15 protein-coding genes are annotated in these 17,068 nt (G+C 41.4%); 3 read left to right on the top strand and 12 right to left on the bottom strand.

All coding sequences use genetic code 11. The features are described from left to right. Positions 1 to 4 precede the first annotated feature (4 nt). The 9 genes from pseH to IUZ65_RS00850 form a co-directional block, all read right to left on the bottom strand. Entirely contained in the window at positions 5 to 2,197 is a 2,193-nt protein-coding gene (gene pseH / locus IUZ65_RS00890) for a UDP-4-amino-4,6-dideoxy-N-acetyl-beta-L-altrosamine N-acetyltransferase (protein WP_195704902.1), read from the bottom strand. Then, the gene (gene pseG, locus IUZ65_RS00885) at positions 2,184 to 3,314 is read right to left on the bottom strand and encodes a UDP-2,4-diacetamido-2,4,6-trideoxy-beta-L-altropyranose hydrolase (protein WP_195704901.1); all 1,131 of its coding nucleotides are present in this window, start codon (positions 3,312 to 3,314) and stop codon (positions 2,184 to 2,186) included. Before pseG ends, pseH begins: the two co-directional genes overlap by 14 nt. Before the next feature lie 269 nt (positions 3,315 to 3,583). Beyond that, positions 3,584 to 4,357, bottom strand: coding sequence for an SDR family NAD(P)-dependent oxidoreductase (locus IUZ65_RS00880; RefSeq protein ID WP_229638083.1), 774 nt, complete (start codon positions 4,355 to 4,357; stop codon positions 3,584 to 3,586). A 14-nt stretch (positions 4,358 to 4,371) separates the two neighbouring features. Next, positions 4,372 to 5,985 (bottom strand): aldo/keto reductase, encoded by a 1,614-nt coding sequence (locus IUZ65_RS00875; protein ID WP_195704899.1) that lies wholly within the window; start codon positions 5,983 to 5,985, stop codon positions 4,372 to 4,374. After that, positions 5,982 to 7,139, bottom strand: a complete 1,158-nt coding sequence (pseC, locus tag IUZ65_RS00870) for a UDP-4-amino-4,6-dideoxy-N-acetyl-beta-L-altrosamine transaminase (protein ID WP_195704898.1) — start codon at positions 7,137 to 7,139, stop codon at positions 5,982 to 5,984. The genes IUZ65_RS00875 and pseC overlap by 4 nt, the downstream gene beginning before the upstream one ends. 9 nt (positions 7,140 to 7,148) lie before the next feature. After that, positions 7,149 to 8,162, bottom strand: a complete 1,014-nt coding sequence (pseB, locus tag IUZ65_RS00865) for a UDP-N-acetylglucosamine 4,6-dehydratase (inverting) (protein WP_195704897.1) — start codon at positions 8,160 to 8,162, stop codon at positions 7,149 to 7,151. 132 nt (positions 8,163 to 8,294) lie between these two features. After that, positions 8,295 to 9,380, bottom strand: a complete 1,086-nt coding sequence (locus IUZ65_RS00860; protein WP_195704896.1) for a glycosyltransferase family 4 protein — start codon at positions 9,378 to 9,380, stop codon at positions 8,295 to 8,297. A 12-nt stretch (positions 9,381 to 9,392) separates the two neighbouring features. After that, positions 9,393 to 10,169, bottom strand: a complete 777-nt coding sequence (locus tag IUZ65_RS00855) for a glycosyltransferase family 2 protein (protein WP_195704895.1) — start codon at positions 10,167 to 10,169, stop codon at positions 9,393 to 9,395. Positions 10,170 to 10,193: 24 nt separating this feature from the next. Then, on the bottom strand, positions 10,194 to 11,258 hold the full coding sequence (locus IUZ65_RS00850; RefSeq protein WP_231363596.1) for a UDP-N-acetylglucosamine 2-epimerase: 1,065 nt from the start codon (positions 11,256 to 11,258) through the stop codon (positions 10,194 to 10,196). Between the two features lie 115 nt (positions 11,259 to 11,373). Here IUZ65_RS00850 and waaA point away from each other — a divergent pair, with 115 nt between their 5' ends. Continuing rightward, positions 11,374 to 12,636, top strand: a complete 1,263-nt coding sequence (gene waaA / locus IUZ65_RS00845; protein ID WP_195704894.1) for a lipid IV(A) 3-deoxy-D-manno-octulosonic acid transferase — start codon at positions 11,374 to 11,376, stop codon at positions 12,634 to 12,636. Between the two features lie 197 nt (positions 12,637 to 12,833). Here waaA and IUZ65_RS00840 read toward each other — a convergent pair whose 3' ends face one another. Next, positions 12,834 to 13,556: a 3-deoxy-D-manno-octulosonic acid kinase gene (locus IUZ65_RS00840; protein ID WP_195704893.1), complete on the bottom strand. Its 723-nt coding sequence runs from the start codon at positions 13,554 to 13,556 to the stop codon at positions 12,834 to 12,836. A gap of 164 nt (positions 13,557 to 13,720) precedes the next feature. On the opposite strand from IUZ65_RS00840, the gene IUZ65_RS00835 reads away from it, so the two are divergent. Further along, complete coding sequence (locus IUZ65_RS00835) at positions 13,721 to 14,782, top strand: glycosyltransferase family 9 protein (protein ID WP_195704892.1); 1,062 nt, start codon at positions 13,721 to 13,723, stop codon at positions 14,780 to 14,782. Then, positions 14,775 to 15,263 (top strand): pantetheine-phosphate adenylyltransferase, encoded by a 489-nt coding sequence (gene coaD / locus IUZ65_RS00830; protein WP_195704891.1) that lies wholly within the window; start codon positions 14,775 to 14,777, stop codon positions 15,261 to 15,263. Before IUZ65_RS00835 ends, coaD begins: the two co-directional genes overlap by 8 nt. Positions 15,264 to 15,456: 193 nt before the next feature. Here coaD and mutM read toward each other — a convergent pair whose 3' ends face one another. Then, on the bottom strand, positions 15,457 to 16,272 hold the full coding sequence (gene mutM, locus IUZ65_RS00825) for a bifunctional DNA-formamidopyrimidine glycosylase/DNA-(apurinic or apyrimidinic site) lyase (RefSeq protein WP_195705158.1): 816 nt from the start codon (positions 16,270 to 16,272) through the stop codon (positions 15,457 to 15,459). Between the two features lie 26 nt (positions 16,273 to 16,298). Then, complete coding sequence (locus IUZ65_RS00820; RefSeq protein ID WP_195704890.1) at positions 16,299 to 16,772, bottom strand: hypothetical protein; 474 nt, start codon at positions 16,770 to 16,772, stop codon at positions 16,299 to 16,301. Positions 16,773 to 17,068 lie beyond the last annotated feature (296 nt).

The following is a 17,068-nucleotide window of genomic DNA, read 5'->3' as shown; positions in this document are numbered from 1 at the left end:
CTCCTTAATTAACCCAGTCGGACTTAATAATCTGATCATAGCTTTGAATATTGTCTTGGGTAAGACTAAACAGCCACTTTTCATTCGCATTCTGAAAACTATTCGTCGAATACAGTGATTCTACCGGCATGTTTTTCTTACTCGCAATAAAACGACCTTCTACCTGTTGAACGCCAGATTGCATCGCCTTTTCAAGCAGTTTCGATAGTATCGCTTTTTCAATATCTCGCCCCATTACTCTGCAAGACATAACAAAATTATCAATCGTCCACGATGATTCTGTTTTAAGAACGACTAAGGCAGCCACGCCTTCAAAGTCAGACGAGTATTTGTCCTTGGTCTTGATGTGAATGACCAAAGAGTTCTCACTATCAGAGTACGCTTTGAGCTGCTCTTTACTGTACCTTGTCGTGGTGGTATTAAACTGATTTGTCTTGCTAAACAGCTGATACGTGCGGTCAAAATTGTCGGCATTTAGAGATTCAAATCGAGCTTCCATCTCTAAACTTTTCAAAAAGCTCTCTCTATCTCCAAAGCTCGATTCTGCTTTTTTAATATTGACTCGTTTTTTATATAATTCCGCTCGGCGCTTATCAGAATCATTCACACTTGCCACCCATAATTCCGGTAACTGCGAGATAAACTCAAACCATTCTGCTGGGTCTTCTGGCAACTCAGGGACAAAAACATTGGGTAGGTGGCGTCTTACTTCTGCCCTTTCTACTGGATTATCATCGATAAAACATAATGACGACTCACCGATGTTAAGCTCTTGTGCTAATGCTTGTATATTTGAAGTTTTGCTTTCCCAGTTAATTCTCCAGGTCACAAAGTCATCTTTACGCAAACGCATATTGGTATGCTTTTCAATCGCTTCTAACGCCACACTTTCCGTATTCTTACTGCATACCGTAAGCAAAATGCCTTTCTCTTTAAGGGAGAGGAATAATGATTGAAGATCCCGATAGATATTACCAGGGTAATCACCACCAAGTGCGATGCCTTCTATTCCATCATCACCGATGATGCCACCCCAAAGGGTGTTATCAAGGTCGAGAACTAAAGCCCTTGCTGTTAGTATATTTGAAGCCATCACACTGCCAATAATAGCCTTAGAATACGCTTGCAAATATTGAGCACTAAAAGGCGCTCTTGCCACATACCAGAATTTATTGGAAAAGGCATTGGCAGAGCCGTTTCGCTTAATTTGATCGCTATAAGGAATAATATGTATTCCGTTATCAGCCACCAGTTGATACAAACGTTGATTCCAGCTCGCAATCAAACACTCTAATTCAGAACCCGATAGCCTTTCTGACAATGTGTGTGGGTAGCCTTTCTGCAGAGCAAAATCGGCAACATAGATCGGATTTTTCCTACTGGAAGCCAACTGCGCAATAAACTCAATATACTGCAATAGCCTTTCTTCTATGCTGACCAATGAGTCATACGTCGACGCGGTATATATATCCGGATAAAAGTCTTCTATACGCTCGATGAATAAATACGCGGCATCGTCTACGTTTAACTCTCGATTATTTGGGTCAAGCAGATCCAGCATATAGCGACCAAATTCGCTCTGCTTAACCTGATAAGGGAATTGAGGGTAGATTTCGCATTCTCTACGAAGTTTATCAGCTAAAAAATCCGTATTATGAGAGGCAAACAGATAAAGACTCGCTCTTGAATCTATTCGATTGTGTGGGTATTCATATTTCATATACACCACTTTTTTACCTGTCTCAGTAGCTGAGTCTGGTGCTTGGCATTCTGTAAAACCACACTTTTTATGCAGTGTCCAAGCAAGCTGATTATCTTTCAATGACTCACAATACAATTCATGCAGTTTGAGTGTTTTATCCGCATAACCGATCACGGCCTGCTCTAACTCTAGCCACACCGAGGTGCGTTCTGCCTGGTCAAGGTTGGCATTGTCTAAGTAAAAACCCCACCATCCCGTCGCGGTCTTGATATCTCGCTCATAGATAGTCACCACACCTACTGGCTTGTCATTGCTCTCAAAGATCAGGATTTCCCGCTCTTCCATCTGCATGGTTTTATCCCACCATCCAGAATGTTCATCTTTAGAAATAAGATGGTTTGTCAGCATCACCGATCTTACATCATGATGATTGCGCCATTCTAAGACCATCCATTTATCGGCTTCAACAGCAGGGCGAATTCTATAGTTTTTCATTTTCTGACATCTCAATTAATTCTTTACACACTTTTTGACAGCCAATTCCATCAATCATTTCTGCACAAATTTCAGATTGCGTATACAGAGCAACATAATTCGATTTAAATGACTCATAAGCCCTTTTATAGTCCTTGGAAGAAAGTGTTTCGCTCAACCCTAAAAAGTTATGCCCATTTACTTCATTCAAATCTTTTGCTAATTGTGTTTGATTATCTGCGACAGAACAAACGATACCGGGCAATGCCAATACGCATCGCTCCCATGTCGTCGCGCCTACCGCGCCCACATAAAGATACGAATTTGAAAAATAGTCCATCATATTAGAAACTTGGATATGTAAATCCACTCGGTCGCTGTTATTTTTTATCAACTTTTTGAGCGACTCAATATTCGGGTTATTCATCCCAACAATGACATCAAAATGATCATTATTATCTGGAACATCTAATAAACCGGAAAGTGCTTTTTCTGTCTCGTTGCCAATATCAATACCACCAAAAAATAGAACCACATTTCTACTGTCATATCTTGACGAGTAATCTTGAAGTTCATCCCTTACTGATTTGAATTCTGGGCGAAGTAAAGCAAAAGATGGTCCAGTTAATAACATTGATGCCTGAGGGACTAGACCGCTATAGCGACTTGAACCGTTAATATAGAAATTCTGATCAAGTAATAAATCGCATTCATGCATCCGATCAGCTAGATCATCGATCTGCATAATATGCCGAGTATACGGTCTTACCGCTGAATGCCATTGACGTTCAATCGCGTAATTATCGGCGATAATCCAATCAAATTTGCTGGACAAACTTGTTGATAGGTAGGCTTGTATCGCCTCTGTTATCTGATCAATTTCCTCTTTATAACTCACTTCTAGCCAAGCGGCATGCGGGCAATGCTTTTCATTCGATAAGTTAACATCTTCTTTAACCGACAAAGGCACAACTTGATGTTGTGTCTTAAGCATCTCAATCAAGTTTCCTTGCATTTTTCTACAGAAAAAGACCACTTCGTGGCCTTCTTCTTTAAGTTGGTTCGCTAATGTAAGCGTACGGTACACGTGCCCCGTACCCATTTTTAATGAGGCATCGACTCTACATCCAAATAACACATTCAACCTCAACCATTAAAAGAAGTAAAAAACCACCTACAGATAAGGTGGGATTAGACCCTCACTTTCGTGAGGGTGACAGGTTTTAATAACCGTAACTAACCCCTTCGTCATTCCCGTGAAAACGGGAATCTTGCTGGAATCAGATCCCCACTTTCGTGGGGATGACGCTAATCGGTTTGTACTTAACGTCCTTCCGGCATAAACCAAAAAAAGATCATCACCTTCTAGGAAGATGGTTTAGGGTTAGCATAAATAAAGGCTTATTATTACCAAGCAGTCCAACCACCATCAACAGCCAAGTTGCAACCGTTAACGTAAGAGCTCGCCTTACTTGCCAAGAAAACAACCGGCCCTTGGATCTCTTCTGGACTCCCGACTCTTTTCATAGGCACTTTGTTTGCCAGAACATTCAAAAATGGTTCAGCGTTGTTCGCTATATTTGGAAAAGGCCCAGGTGATATACTGTTAAAGCGAATATTTTCCTTTCCAAACTCACAGGCACCATATTTACTCCACTGAATCAAAGCGGCTTTCGCAGCACCATAAAACGGTGGGTTAGTACCTTCGGCGGTATTGTAAATACCTAAATCTGGGGCAACACAGCCATACATTGAAGAAATATTAACAACAGATGCGTATCCAACACGTTTTACAGACGCTCTTAACAGTGGCAATGCCGCCTGAAATAGATTGTTGGCTGACTCTACCGTTATTTTATAAGCATTGGTAAAATCGCTGCTTTCACTGCATTCAATTGTGCCCCCCTTGCCTGCATACGCATTGTTTATAATGACGGCCAGAGTGCCTTTATATTGAGCAAAAAACTGATTGATAGAATTAGTATCGGTTACATCAAAGACCGCCGCTTCTGCTCTATATCCTAATTCGGCTAGTTCCGAGATCGTTCTATTCGCATTCTCTTCGTTCCTAGAGTTCACAAGTACATTCGCTCCTGATGAAGCTAAGCCGATACACATTTCTTTACCAAGGTATCCAGTGGCCCCCGTGACTAATACGGTTATTTCTTTTAAATCAAACATATTATTCTCGTTCATTATGTCCACAACGCTGGGTTCAGAAGCTTGTCATTTATACTTTCAGGTCGAGAGGTATCGATAGAAGCAAGTTGCGTAACACTTAATGCCGGAAGCGCCATCATGTTGGCATTCTCAATAACTTGCTCAACATTGTCACTCCCTAACACTAACCCATCAATCCAAGTTTGAGACAAAACGTAGCGAATACAGAGTTGATGTACATTGTTAGAGTTGGTTTCTTCAACGTGTCTTTTTAGCCAATCGGGTATTTGTGTTTGATTATCACATGCCTTTGCCCAAAGCTCTTTTTTATCCGTTAACAGCAGCCCTTGTAGAAAAACACTTCTTACATGAATAATAAGGTCACGTTTTTTCTTCTCTTGAAGAATCAGAGGGATTAAGTCATTCCAACGATAGTCGAGTATGTTAAATGGCAATTGGATGATTGAAATATCAGCGTTAGAAAGCGCGAGCTCCAACTCCTTTGCCGATTGTACAGACGCACCTAATTTTTCAATATAACCTTCAGATTTGAGTGCTTTAAGTTTTTCAAAAATCACACCATTAAATGCCGTAATATGAGATGTTCTGTGTAACATCAATACATCCAGCTTATCTAATTTTAGATTTTTACAAGAACGTAAGACAGAATTTTCGACCAAGCTTTGCGCTAGTACTTCACTGGTATTTTCATTTATCGATGCAAGCGGATCTAATTTCGTGATGACGGTCTGTCGACCCTGCCAACCTTGTGTTAACCACTTACCGATTACAGCTTCACTTTCACCGTAAGCGCGAGCGGTATCGATATAGGAAACACCTAAATTAATCGCGCTAGACAACATGTCATGAGCCTGTTCTATATTCGGTTGGCCAGCATCATTATTGATACCATAGTTAAGACCTAATTGAACACTCCCCAATACAAGCTTTTCAGCCTTGCCTGCTCCCTTAAAATCCGCTTTCAACCTATCGACCAGTTCCCAACAAGACACATCCAAAGGATTTTCAATTGAGTCGAATAATGTAGACATGTGTATATAGTCATCAAAGCTGTCTACCGTACAACGCAGGTGGCCTAACTGCTTATCAGCATAGGTGGTTAAATAGCGGTCACCATATTTACGGCGTACGTAAGGTGTCACATGCTCTTGGTCAAAACCCTCTGACGTCGACGCATTCGCTTCACGTAGACAAGATAGATAAGTAACCTCTACAGACATACCATAAGGAAGACCAGAGGCTTCTCCGTTTGCACAGAGATAATGTAATGACGAACCTATAAGCTCTTGAATGACTTCAGTAATGAGTTCTGCGTCTGGAACAACATTATCGGCGGTTAAGCGAACCACGATGGTTTCATCGTCATAATCTGCAAACGCTTTAACAAATCGATCTAATACATTATTTAAACTCCCTCGAAAATAAGGGACGTTGTGAGACTCTAACGTATGGCATAAGTGATCATCCGTTGCTTCTTCAGAGGTAAGAACTTTAAGATCAAATTGTTTGTTATTAACCGCTCTTTTCGCAGCCAGTACCGATAAAGGCATCCCCCCAATCGGTAACAACACTTTTCCCGGAAGGCGACTAGAATTTGTTCTTGCTTGCAACCCAACTACAACTTTCATTTTAGGGTCCCTTTAATGGCAGTAACCACGTCACTTTGCTGTTTTTCTGACATCAAATGGAACATAGGCAAAGAAATCGCTTCTTGATAGTAGCGCTCTGATTCAGGAAAATCGCCCCATTTAAAGCCCATTTTCTGATAGTACGGTTGAGTATGTACCGGGATATAGTGAAGATTGACACCAATGCCTTTTTCTCGCAGTTCGTTAAATACCTGCAGATGGGTTTTAGATATCTCATCAAGTTTTAGGCGAATAACATACAGATGCAACCCCGAATAGGTACCTTCTAATTGGATTGGAAGCACGATGGGTAAACCAGATAAAAGCTGATAGTACTTGTCCGCGAGCTTGTGTCTCTCACGAACAAAAACACTTAAACGTTCCATTTGAGAAACACCTAAAGCCGCTTGTAACTCCGTCATTCTATAATTATAGCCAAGTTCTACCTGCTCATAGTACCAACCACCATGAGACTCACCTTCCATTAGTTCAGGATCCCGTGTCACACCATGGCTTCTAAACAGATTCATCTTTTCAGCGAGGGTTTTATCATTGGTGAGCGCAGCACCACCTTCCGCGGTCGTTACAATTTTTACCGGATGAAAACTAAATACAGTAATATCCGAAAAATCACAACTTCCTACGACACTTTCTTTATACCGTCCACCTATCGCATGCGAGGCATCTTCTATTATTTTAAAGCCAAACTCTATAGACAATGCATGTATCGCCTCCATGTCACAAGACTGCCCGCACAAATGTACCGGGACAACGACTTTAGGCAAACACTTCGCTTTTTTTGCTTCAATAAGCTTTTGCTCTAATTTTTTCGGACACATATTGTAGGTATCCGGATCGATATCCACAAAATCGACCGTAGCACCACAATAAAGTCCGCAATTTGCAGAGGCGACAAAGGTGGTTGGAGAAGTCCAAAGAATATCTCCTTCGCCAAGCTCGAGAGCCAAACACGCGATATGCAGAGCCGATGTCGCACTGTTTACCGCTAGCGCATAGTTTGCACCTGTCACATTCGTCAGCGATTTTTCAAACGCAGGAACCTTTGGTCCTTGCGTTAAAAAATCCGATTTCAGTACTTCAACAACCGCATCGATATCCTGTTGAGTAATATCTTGTCTACCGTATGGAATCACAGCCTTTCCTCACACTGAAAAATTAGGGTCAACATGTTCTACTATTAGGTCACGTAAACCTTGAATGGTTTCCCATTCGGTGTTGGTTCCAGAATTGTACTTAAACCCAAACGGTACTTTTTCGGCCTTATGATGGTCCATATATTCGTCTTCAGAATAGTGAAGCGAAACCGACGGTAAAATCACATAATACTTACCAAGATCAATGGTATTGAGAGAATCTGTATCTGTAATCATCTCTTCATGAAGCTTCTCACCAGGACGAATACCCACCACCTTCGTTTTGCATTCAGGTGCAATCGCTTCGGCTATATCTAATATTTTGTAAGACGGGATCTTGGGAATGAAGATTTCACCTCCAATATGATGCTGAATCGCATACATCACCATGTTTACACCATCTTGAAGAGATATATTGAAACGGGTCATATCTTCATGCGTGATAGGTAACAAACCTTCTTTTTTTCTGTCCATAAAAAATGGAATGACAGAACCTCGTGAACCCATTACGTTACCGTAACGAACCACACTGAACTTGATGTCTTTCGAACCACGGATATTATTTGCGGCTGTAAATAATTTATCAGAAGCAAGCTTTGTTGCGCCATATAGATTGATCGGTGCACACGCTTTATCAGTAGACAACGCAACCACATCTTTTACACCGCAATGAAGCGCCGCTTGAATTACATTCTCTGCACCATCAATATTGGTACGTATACATTCCGTTGGGTTGTATTCAGCGGTATCTACTTGCTTAATAGCAGCAGCATGGATAATAACATCAACACCTTCACAGGCTTGGATTATACGTAAACGGTCACGCACATCACCGATAAAGAAACGAAGTTGAGGATAATCTTTATGAGGGTATTTTTGCTTCAACTCAAACTGCTTTAATTCATCACGAGAATAAATAATGATTTTTTTAACATCTTGATATCGTTCCAGTATGGTTTTAATGAACTGTTTACCAAAGGATCCGGTTCCGCCTGTGATGAGTACTGTTTTATTGTTTAGCATAGGTAATTTAACTCTTATCAATTTTTCAATTCGATCTTCACAAAGTAATCTAATATTAGCATGCCGCTTAGCGTAATTGCGACGATGACATAACGTTACCTATGAAGCTCACGTTGTTATTTAGTCAAGCATTTAGCTATTTTCGTTCAACAATATTTCGAAGAAATCCAAATGCTTCTTAACCGTTACCTGAGAAGTAAAGTTACTCTGCAACCGTTGCTTTGCCGCTTCTCCCATTTCCAGGCATTTATTCTTATCTTGGGCCAATATATTCATCGCTTCACCAAGCAATTTGGCATCAGCGGTTGGCACGATATAACCTGTACTTCCATCAACAACTAGCTCTGGTCCACCACCCGTTGTCGTAACCACAGAAGTAGTACCATTAGCCATCGCTTCAATAATCGTTCTTGGCAAGCCTTCTCCACTTACCGATGGCTGTATCTGAAAATCAGCCATACACATCAAAGAAGGTATATCGGTTCGGTGACCAATGTAATGTATTCTGTCACTCATCGGGCTGTCTTTCATTTCTTGAAAATGAGGTTCAAAACCGCTGCCCGCTAAGATTAGATGAAAATTAGGCGCTGTTATATATTTGCTCGCCTGCAAAAGAATTGAAATACCTTTACTCGGTCGTACATGCGCAGCCGTTATCGCGACAACATCGGTCTCTTTTAATCCCAAAGAGCCTCTATCCGTTGCGGGGACTTTATACCAATCGAGTTCGTGACCTTTATAGATTGTCACCACATTATCTCTATTCTTCCATACTCGCTTTACCACATCCTGTCTTACAGCGTCGGACACACAAACGATACCGTCAACTCGTGGATGCAATTGCGTGAGATACGCACTTGGGTCATGTCGATAAAGACCACCAGTAGTGCCGCGATAAACAACAAGCTTGACGTCTATCCCGATACAAGCAAACGCAGCATTAGGGATGGTTTTAGAATTAAACGCATAACAGACATCATAATTACCCGCTTTAAGCTCTGTTCTGATTTTTTTTATCGTTTGTAAACAGATCTTACGTTTAGGATAAGCATCGATGACTTTAATGCCACTCTCTTCAAGCTTACTCACATGCTCAGACTCACCTTGAGTCATAATAGTCACTTGGTGACCTTGACGGACCATTTCCATAAAAATGGCCGATTCTGGTCGCAAACTATTCCATGCATGTAGATAAGAAGCACACACTAATACTTTCATTTTATTCTCTTATTATTTTTTAACTCGAGACTCATTTTCCAATACCCATAAACCAGCATACTTATTAAAGTTAACCTGCGCATACGTCATTGCCACTATAAACCCTACACCACCGTCTAAGAACCCTCTTCTCAACACGTAGATTAAGAAAAACGTCCAAATAGCTCTTAATAGCGCAATAACTAAACCGTGCGACTTTCTTCCTTTTCGTTGATACTTTTGCGAGCCGAGCCATGCATAATTCGCGGCTTTATCCAAACCGTGGCCAAAATCCCGATGGGTATAGTGCAGTAAAAACCCTTTCAGCACACCAGTACTTCCTGCCACTGGAATGACCGTTTCATGCACTTCATCCAAAGTATATCTCGCACCGTCACGTTTGAATAATCTTAATACTGAACGGGCACTTCTTCCGTAACGAAGTGTCTTGCCATACAAGGTGACTCCCCAGGGCAGTTTATAGGCGCTATGCTTAATGCTTTCTTGCTCAAGTAAGGATTGTAAAGCGTGCGCCATCGTCTCATCTAGCGCTTCATCCGCATCAATCGATAACACCCAATCACACGTCGCCTTTTCAAGTGCACGTTGCTTTTGTCTGCCAAAACCGGGCCAGTCAGTGACCTCGACATGATCGGTATACTTTTTACAAAGCTCAACTGTGTTGTCCGTTGAACCACTATCTAAAACGATAAGCTCGTCAGCAATACCAACCACAGACTTTAAACAGGCTTCAATTCGGTCCTCTTCATTTTTTGTAATAACGATGACCGATAAAGTGTGCTTTTTCATTAAATTATCCTAACTTATATAAACTTAAAGCTTCCAATAACCCAGCTTTTTACGCATCTTAAACGCTCTCACTATATTGAAAGGCTTGGCTTTACGTCTTAATGATCCATCATCCAAAAGTGAATTCGCAGCGTCCAACACTCGTCGACTAGAATGTCCATCGCTATAGGGATGAATAAACTGGCAATATTTCTCTATTTCGCCCAACAACGCTTTCGGTCTAGATAACGCGTCTTCTAGTGATCTTTCTACGAGTTCCGCATCACTTATATCTAACAAATGCGGCATAGGTGATTGATTTCGAAAAGTAACCACCGGCTTTCTTTGTAATAAAAACATTAACAAAACTGAAGAGGTATCACAAAGCATTACATCAGCTGCCTGTAGCAGAGGAAGTACATTGTCTGTCTCTATAAATATCAAATTATCATTCTGTAACGCTTTATATTTACTCACTATATCTTCAGACATTTTCGGATGGAATTGTATCAACCATCGCCACTTTCCGCTTTGCGACATCTCTTTTATTTTCTCATAAAGATGCGGAGCACACGTTAGATTGCGAGAAAAAGTTGAACACATCAAAACCGTCGGCCTTTCATCCAATTTATTTATATATGGATTACTTTCAGGTGAAGAAAAAAGGGGGTCTAGCATCGTCCATCCCGTTTCCTTGACCATGAAATGCTTATGTTGTTGCTCAAGTACTTTAAAAGGCCCAGTTGTCTGAGGTCCTTGCGTACAATACAAATCAAAGCAGTTACGAATCTCGAAATGGTCTTCTCTGCCACGACGATTCAACTTCCCAGAATTAAACCCATGAAATATATCGACTTTAAGTCCTGGTATGAATCGCGGCACGACATTTCCAGGCACAAACACAACATCAGGATTCCACTGCCTCACATCATCAATTGATTCCAAAAGCGTTTCTGACTCTAAGAGGTACTTAGGGTTTACCTCTGCTCCTTCTAGAAACCATCTGACTTCCCCACCTTGAGCAAGAATCTCAGACTGCAAAGGCCTACAAATAGAGTATGAATAATTTTGAGCAATATACATTAAATAGCGGCGGTTCTGCGTTGTCACTAAAAGCCTCATGAATTAGCTGGTTTACACGTTTATTCTAACTTAATATAGCGTGAATAAACGATGAGTCTAGACTCTATTTATCCTATATTACAGCAATCAACGTTAGATTATTATGCTTATCCGTCTACTCTATACATTCGTTCTTTTCCTTGCCTGCCCTTTTCTTCTTATCAGTTTATATAAGAAAAAGCCGGGTAAACCGTCCTTTGGTGTTCGGTGGAAAGAGCATTGGGGAATAACGCGCAAAACCAATGCCGTCGCGCCGATCTGGATTCACGCGGTATCGGTAGGGGAAACTATTGCTATAACACCCGTAATTAAAGCGATTAAAAAGCAAAACCCAGCTCAGTCTATTGTCCTTACTACCACGACAAGCACTGGCGCTGAACAGGCCGAAAAGTTAGGTGACCTAGTTGAACATAGGTACATGCCTATTGACTTCTCTTGGTGTGTAAGAGGTTTTCTACGTGCAGTGAAACCAAAACAGATGCTCATTGTAGAAACGGAATTGTGGCCAAACACTTTGCATACCGTAGCAAAAGCAAATATCCCTATCACAGTACTAAATGCCCGCCTATCAGAAAAATCTTGCCAACGTTATGCAAAATTCCAAGCGGTGTTCACCCTATTGGCGAGCAATATTTCTCAAATTCTTTGTCAGCACGAGAGTGATGCAGAGCGATTCATACGCCTTGGTTTCCCGAAAGAAACGATTAATGTGACTGGCTCCATCAAATTCGACATCACGGTTCCAGAAAAGACGGTCAAAGAGAGTCAGGCATTAAGAATCGAGCTCAATGAAACGCGACCTATTTGGATTGCAGCCAGCACGCATTCTGGAGAGGACGAGTTATTGCTGCAAGCACATAAGACACTATTAAAAACACAACCTGATGCCCTGATGCTACTGGTTCCAAGGCACCCAGAGAGATTTGCGTCAGTAACCGAACTGGCACTGCAACAAGGGTTAAAGACAGTAACTCGAACCAACAACGTCGCTGTACACGCAGAAACTCAAGTCTATATTGGCGATACCATGGGAGAAATGCTGGTATTGCTAGGGTCAGCCGATGTCTGCTTTATGGCTGGTAGCTTAATTGGAGAGAAGGTTGGAGGGCATAACTTACTTGAACCTGCGGCGTTAGCTAAACCGCTCATTAATGGCCCAAGTTATTTTAATTTTGCAGAGATTACTAAACAGCTAATAGAAAACCATGCTGTGGTTATCTGCGAAACACCCGATGAAATTGCAGAACAACTTCATCAGCTTTTTTCAGATAAAGAGAAGTCAATATCGATGGGACAAGCGGCTCTTGATGTTGTTGAGCGTAATCGTGGCGCACTGAGCAATACGCTTAAATACCTGAGCTTTTGATATAGAATCCACAGAGTACTCACTTCTTACCTTATCCTCTCTCTCTGTCATCCTCACGAAAGTGGGGATCTAATTCCATCAAGATTCCCGTTTTCACGGGAATGACGAAGTATTTAGCACTAACCGAACAGCATTACGTTTCCACGGGAATGACGAGCAGAGGGGAATAAAGAGCAGAAAAAGTCACCTTCGCCTGCTTATGCGGAACGCCCTTCGGGCACAGCCTCATACCCTTCAACCAACGCTTCCCATTCATCCTCATTCCAATGAATATTCCGCTTACCTTGTTCTTTCAAAAATGAACGCTTTAGTCTTTCTAGATTAGCTGCTTTCCACTCTTCACCGGTTTGCGAATAGCATTTATCAAAATCGATAATCCATACCTTTTGCTCGTTATCGAGCAAGATGTTATGAATATTCAGGTCCGTATGGTTCACACTGGCGTCATGCATCTTTCGGATCTCTCGTCCAATACTTTGGTAAACGAGCTTACTCAATGGTTTTTCTTGTAAGATATCAACAAGATCACAAGCGTTTGGTACTTTTTCACTTAATAAATCCGCTCGATAGAGAAAACCTATTTTTATTGCTCCCGCCGCAATGGGTCTTGGAACATTCACCCCCGCGGCACGAAGCTTTGTTAGTAACGTAAATTCCTGATAACTTCTTGTCTGTTCCCACGCTTTGAATAGGTACTGATCTTTCACTATCTTTCCAAATAACCCTCCTCGACGATAATGTCTGAGTGCACCTTGAATGTCATCCAGTTGTACAAACCAAGTGGTTCCCCGCCCTTGAGCAGAGCCTACCACTCTGTTTTGCAAATACCAGTAAGGTGCATTCGTACACATTTCAGCAGGGACCGACAGCAGATCAGAGTCGTACCAGATGGTTTCATTCTTATTTTTGTAAACTTGCACGACGACCTCTTATTTGAAAATATTGAATCTTTATAGCATGGTATTCGGCCATTAACTTTCAAGCTTCGAGAAGCGAAGCGATCAAAGCCCAAGCACTACGATAGTTTACATTTAACCATGGCAACTGCATAATTCGACTTAACTCTTTTACTGGTAAAGTGCTTATGGCTCTTTTTTCTTCTGCCCCAAAATCTCTTTGTATATTAAGACTTTCTGCTATTGGCGACGTTTGTCATGCTATCTCTGTTGTTCAAGCGATTCAAGCCTACTGGCCTGAATCCAAGATCACTTGGATAACAGGGAAAATAGAAGCTCAGTTAATTGGCCATCTATCCAATATCAATGTTGTGGTATTTGATAAAAAAGAAGGCTTTGCTGGCATGAAAAAAGTTTGGCGTCAGCTTTCCGGTCAACGCTTTGACGCATTATTGCATATGCAGGCGGCGATAAGGTCAAGCGCACTTTCTTTCGGTATAAAGGCAAAATATAAAATCGGTTTTGGTAAAAATAGAACCCGAGAGGGCCAGCGGTTTTTCACGAATAAACACCTACCCAAGACAGAATGTTTCCACGTATTAGATAATTTTGCAGAGTTTGCTAGATATATAGGTGTACCATTTGACACCCCTACTTGGACGATTCCACTTAGCCAAGAAGATATCGAATTTGCACAATCTCACTTAACAAACATGCCGACACTGGTTATTTCACCGGCAGCAAGCAAAGACGAACGAAACTGGTTAACAGAGAGATATGCTCAACTGGCTGAATACGCAAATGAGCAAGGATTACAGATTGTATTGTGCGGTTCGCCTGCACCGAGAGAAGTGAAACTTGGTGAAGACATAGAGGCTTTATGCCAATGCCCTGTAAAAAACCTAATCGGCAAAACCAATTTAATGCAATTAACGTCCATACTTAAACAGGCCGATATCGTTCTTGCTCCTGACACTGGCCCTGCACATTTAGCGACCACTCAGGGAACACCTGTCATTGGGTTATACGCCCATAGCAACCCATTACGAACTGGCCCCTATAATAGCTTAGAATACATTGCTAGTGTTTATCAAAAGCATGTCGAAGAGCAACAGGGAAAACCTATCGAAAGTTTACGTTGGGGCGTAAGGGCAAAAGGAGATAACCTGATGCAAGATATTAGTCTAGATATGGTGAAACAGAGCCTAAACAAGGTACTCATCAAACTTAAGGAAGGCAGCCATGAATAATCACGTTCTATATCCCGGTACGTTTGATCCTGTCACTAATGGACACATGGATATCATCATTCGTGCGGCAAAGATGTTTGATCTAGTCACTGTTGCCGTGGCCTATAGCCCGAGTAAAAAAACCATGTTCTCGCTTGAAGAGCGGGTCTCCATGTTGCAAGAATCGGTTAAAGAACTCCATAATGTCTCTGTTGAAGGGTTTTCTGGCCTTCTTGTTGATTTCGCCAAACAAAAAAAAGCGAACCTACTCATTCGAGGATTAAGAACGACGGTTGATTTCGAGTACGAATTTGGCTTAACCAATATGTATCGTAAGCTATTGCCGGATCTAGAAAGTATCTTTCTTACCCCCGCGGAAGAGTTTGCATTCCTCTCCTCCACCATCGTAAGAGAAGTGGCTATTCATGGCGGAGATATAGATCAATTTGTCCCCGTTGCCGTTGCCATTAAACTAAAAGAAAAAGCAGAGCATTCTTCTTAAATTATTCTTTTAGCTAAATAATACCATTTACATTAATTATGTAATCAAAATGAATTCGATTCCGCAGACCGCACAAGACATCCTTGTTCGCTTAGCAAAGGTCATCCATAGCCTTTGATGTTTGCTCCATCGAACACATTTAATCTACCCAGTTATTCAATGACATTGGTACAACTATTCTTTTTCTAAATAACTATTTTTCTGGTTGGCAGTCTGCACAAAAATAGCTATTTCTTTGTCCTATTTTCAGTTGTTGGATATCTTCACCGCAGATAGGACAAGGTTGACCCGCCTTACCATAGACACGTAGTTCCTGCGCAAAATAGCCAGGTTTACCATCCGCCTGATTAAAGTCTTTAAGTGTTGTACCACCTTGCTTAATCGCGGTAGCAAGTACTTGCTTAATGACTTCCACTAACGCTTTCCATTCATTCAACTTTAATTTACCGGCGGCAGTTTGAGGATGAATGTTGGCTAAAAATAACGATTCATTTGCGTAGATATTACCAACACCAACCACCACTTTGTTATCCATAATAAACTGCTTCATGCAAACACGCTTTCCTCGAGCTTTTTCGAATATATAATCGGCATTGAAGAGCTCTTCTAAAGGTTCGGGACCAAGGTGCTTGAATAATTCATGCTCTTGTTCTTTATCTTGCCAGAGCCAAGCACCAAACCTTCTCGGGTCGTTATAGCGGAGTAATGTTCCGTCGGTTAGCAGTAGATCGACATGATCGTGCTTACCTGCTTCATGCCCTTCATTCAATATGCGCAAAGATCCAGACATCCCCAAATGAACAATAATGCTGCCTTTTTCGGTTTTTAACAGAAGGTATTTTGCTCTGCGTTGAATTCCTAAAATGACCTGTCCAGTAAGCTGGCTCAGTTCTTCTGGAATCATCCAACGAAGTTTCGGTTGACGAATGGTGATGTGTTTTATGGTTTTACCAGACAAATGAGGTGTAATACCCATTCGACTAACTTCTACTTCTGGGAGTTCAGGCATGGGGTATAGGTTATCGGCTAGATAATTTATAGATAAGGGAAAAGGTAGTCCTCTTCTACAGAAACCGCAATCCATTTCTGTTCCCAACTTTTCATAAGCCAGAATTGAGGGGTTTGATAGTAGGTCACTCTTTGAGGCTCTTCCTTGTCTAAATACCAAATTTCTAACGTGTTCGCTTTTGGTAGCTGCTCTTTTAACTGTGCAAAAGTCACTTCATCCACTTCTGTACCAGCAAGAAAATGCCATCTCTGCACGAGCTCTAGAGGTGAAATGGAGAGCTCTTTATTGGCAACCCATTCAAGATTATGTCTTTGAATGGACAGAGTAGCAAAGTGCATCTCTCTAATATCCGATTGAGGATCCATCACGTAGGGATAAATGCTCTGCGCTGGTTCCATGAAGTTGTTCTTAATGATTGTTGGTAGATTCAATATCAGCATAAAAGCAATAACAGCGAAAATAAGAACATTGTTCCAGCCACGACGGGTGAATTTTTTCATAGAATAATACCTAACAACACGACGATGAGAACTTAGCGATAATTTATCAATTTATGAACTAAACTGCTAGCGATGGATCAAGAGACAAAAATCCCCACGCAGGTGTATACGGTTCGGTTAGTGCTAACTACTTCGTCATTCCCGTGAAAACGGGAATCTTGGGGGTATTAGATCCCCATTTTCATGGGGATGACGTTAGTTAGGCACTGATCGCCCACATAGGTAACAGATCTGACCGGGCACATGGGTAACATGTAGAAGATTCCCGTTTTCACGGGAATGACGGTGGCTTTATT

Origin of the sequence: Vibrio sp. VB16, assembly GCF_015594925.2 — a bacterium.
Taxonomy (GTDB): domain Bacteria; phylum Pseudomonadota; class Gammaproteobacteria; order Enterobacterales; family Vibrionaceae; genus Vibrio.
Note: the sequence above shows the minus strand (reverse complement) of the source record. Positions and strands in the feature narration are given on the sequence as shown.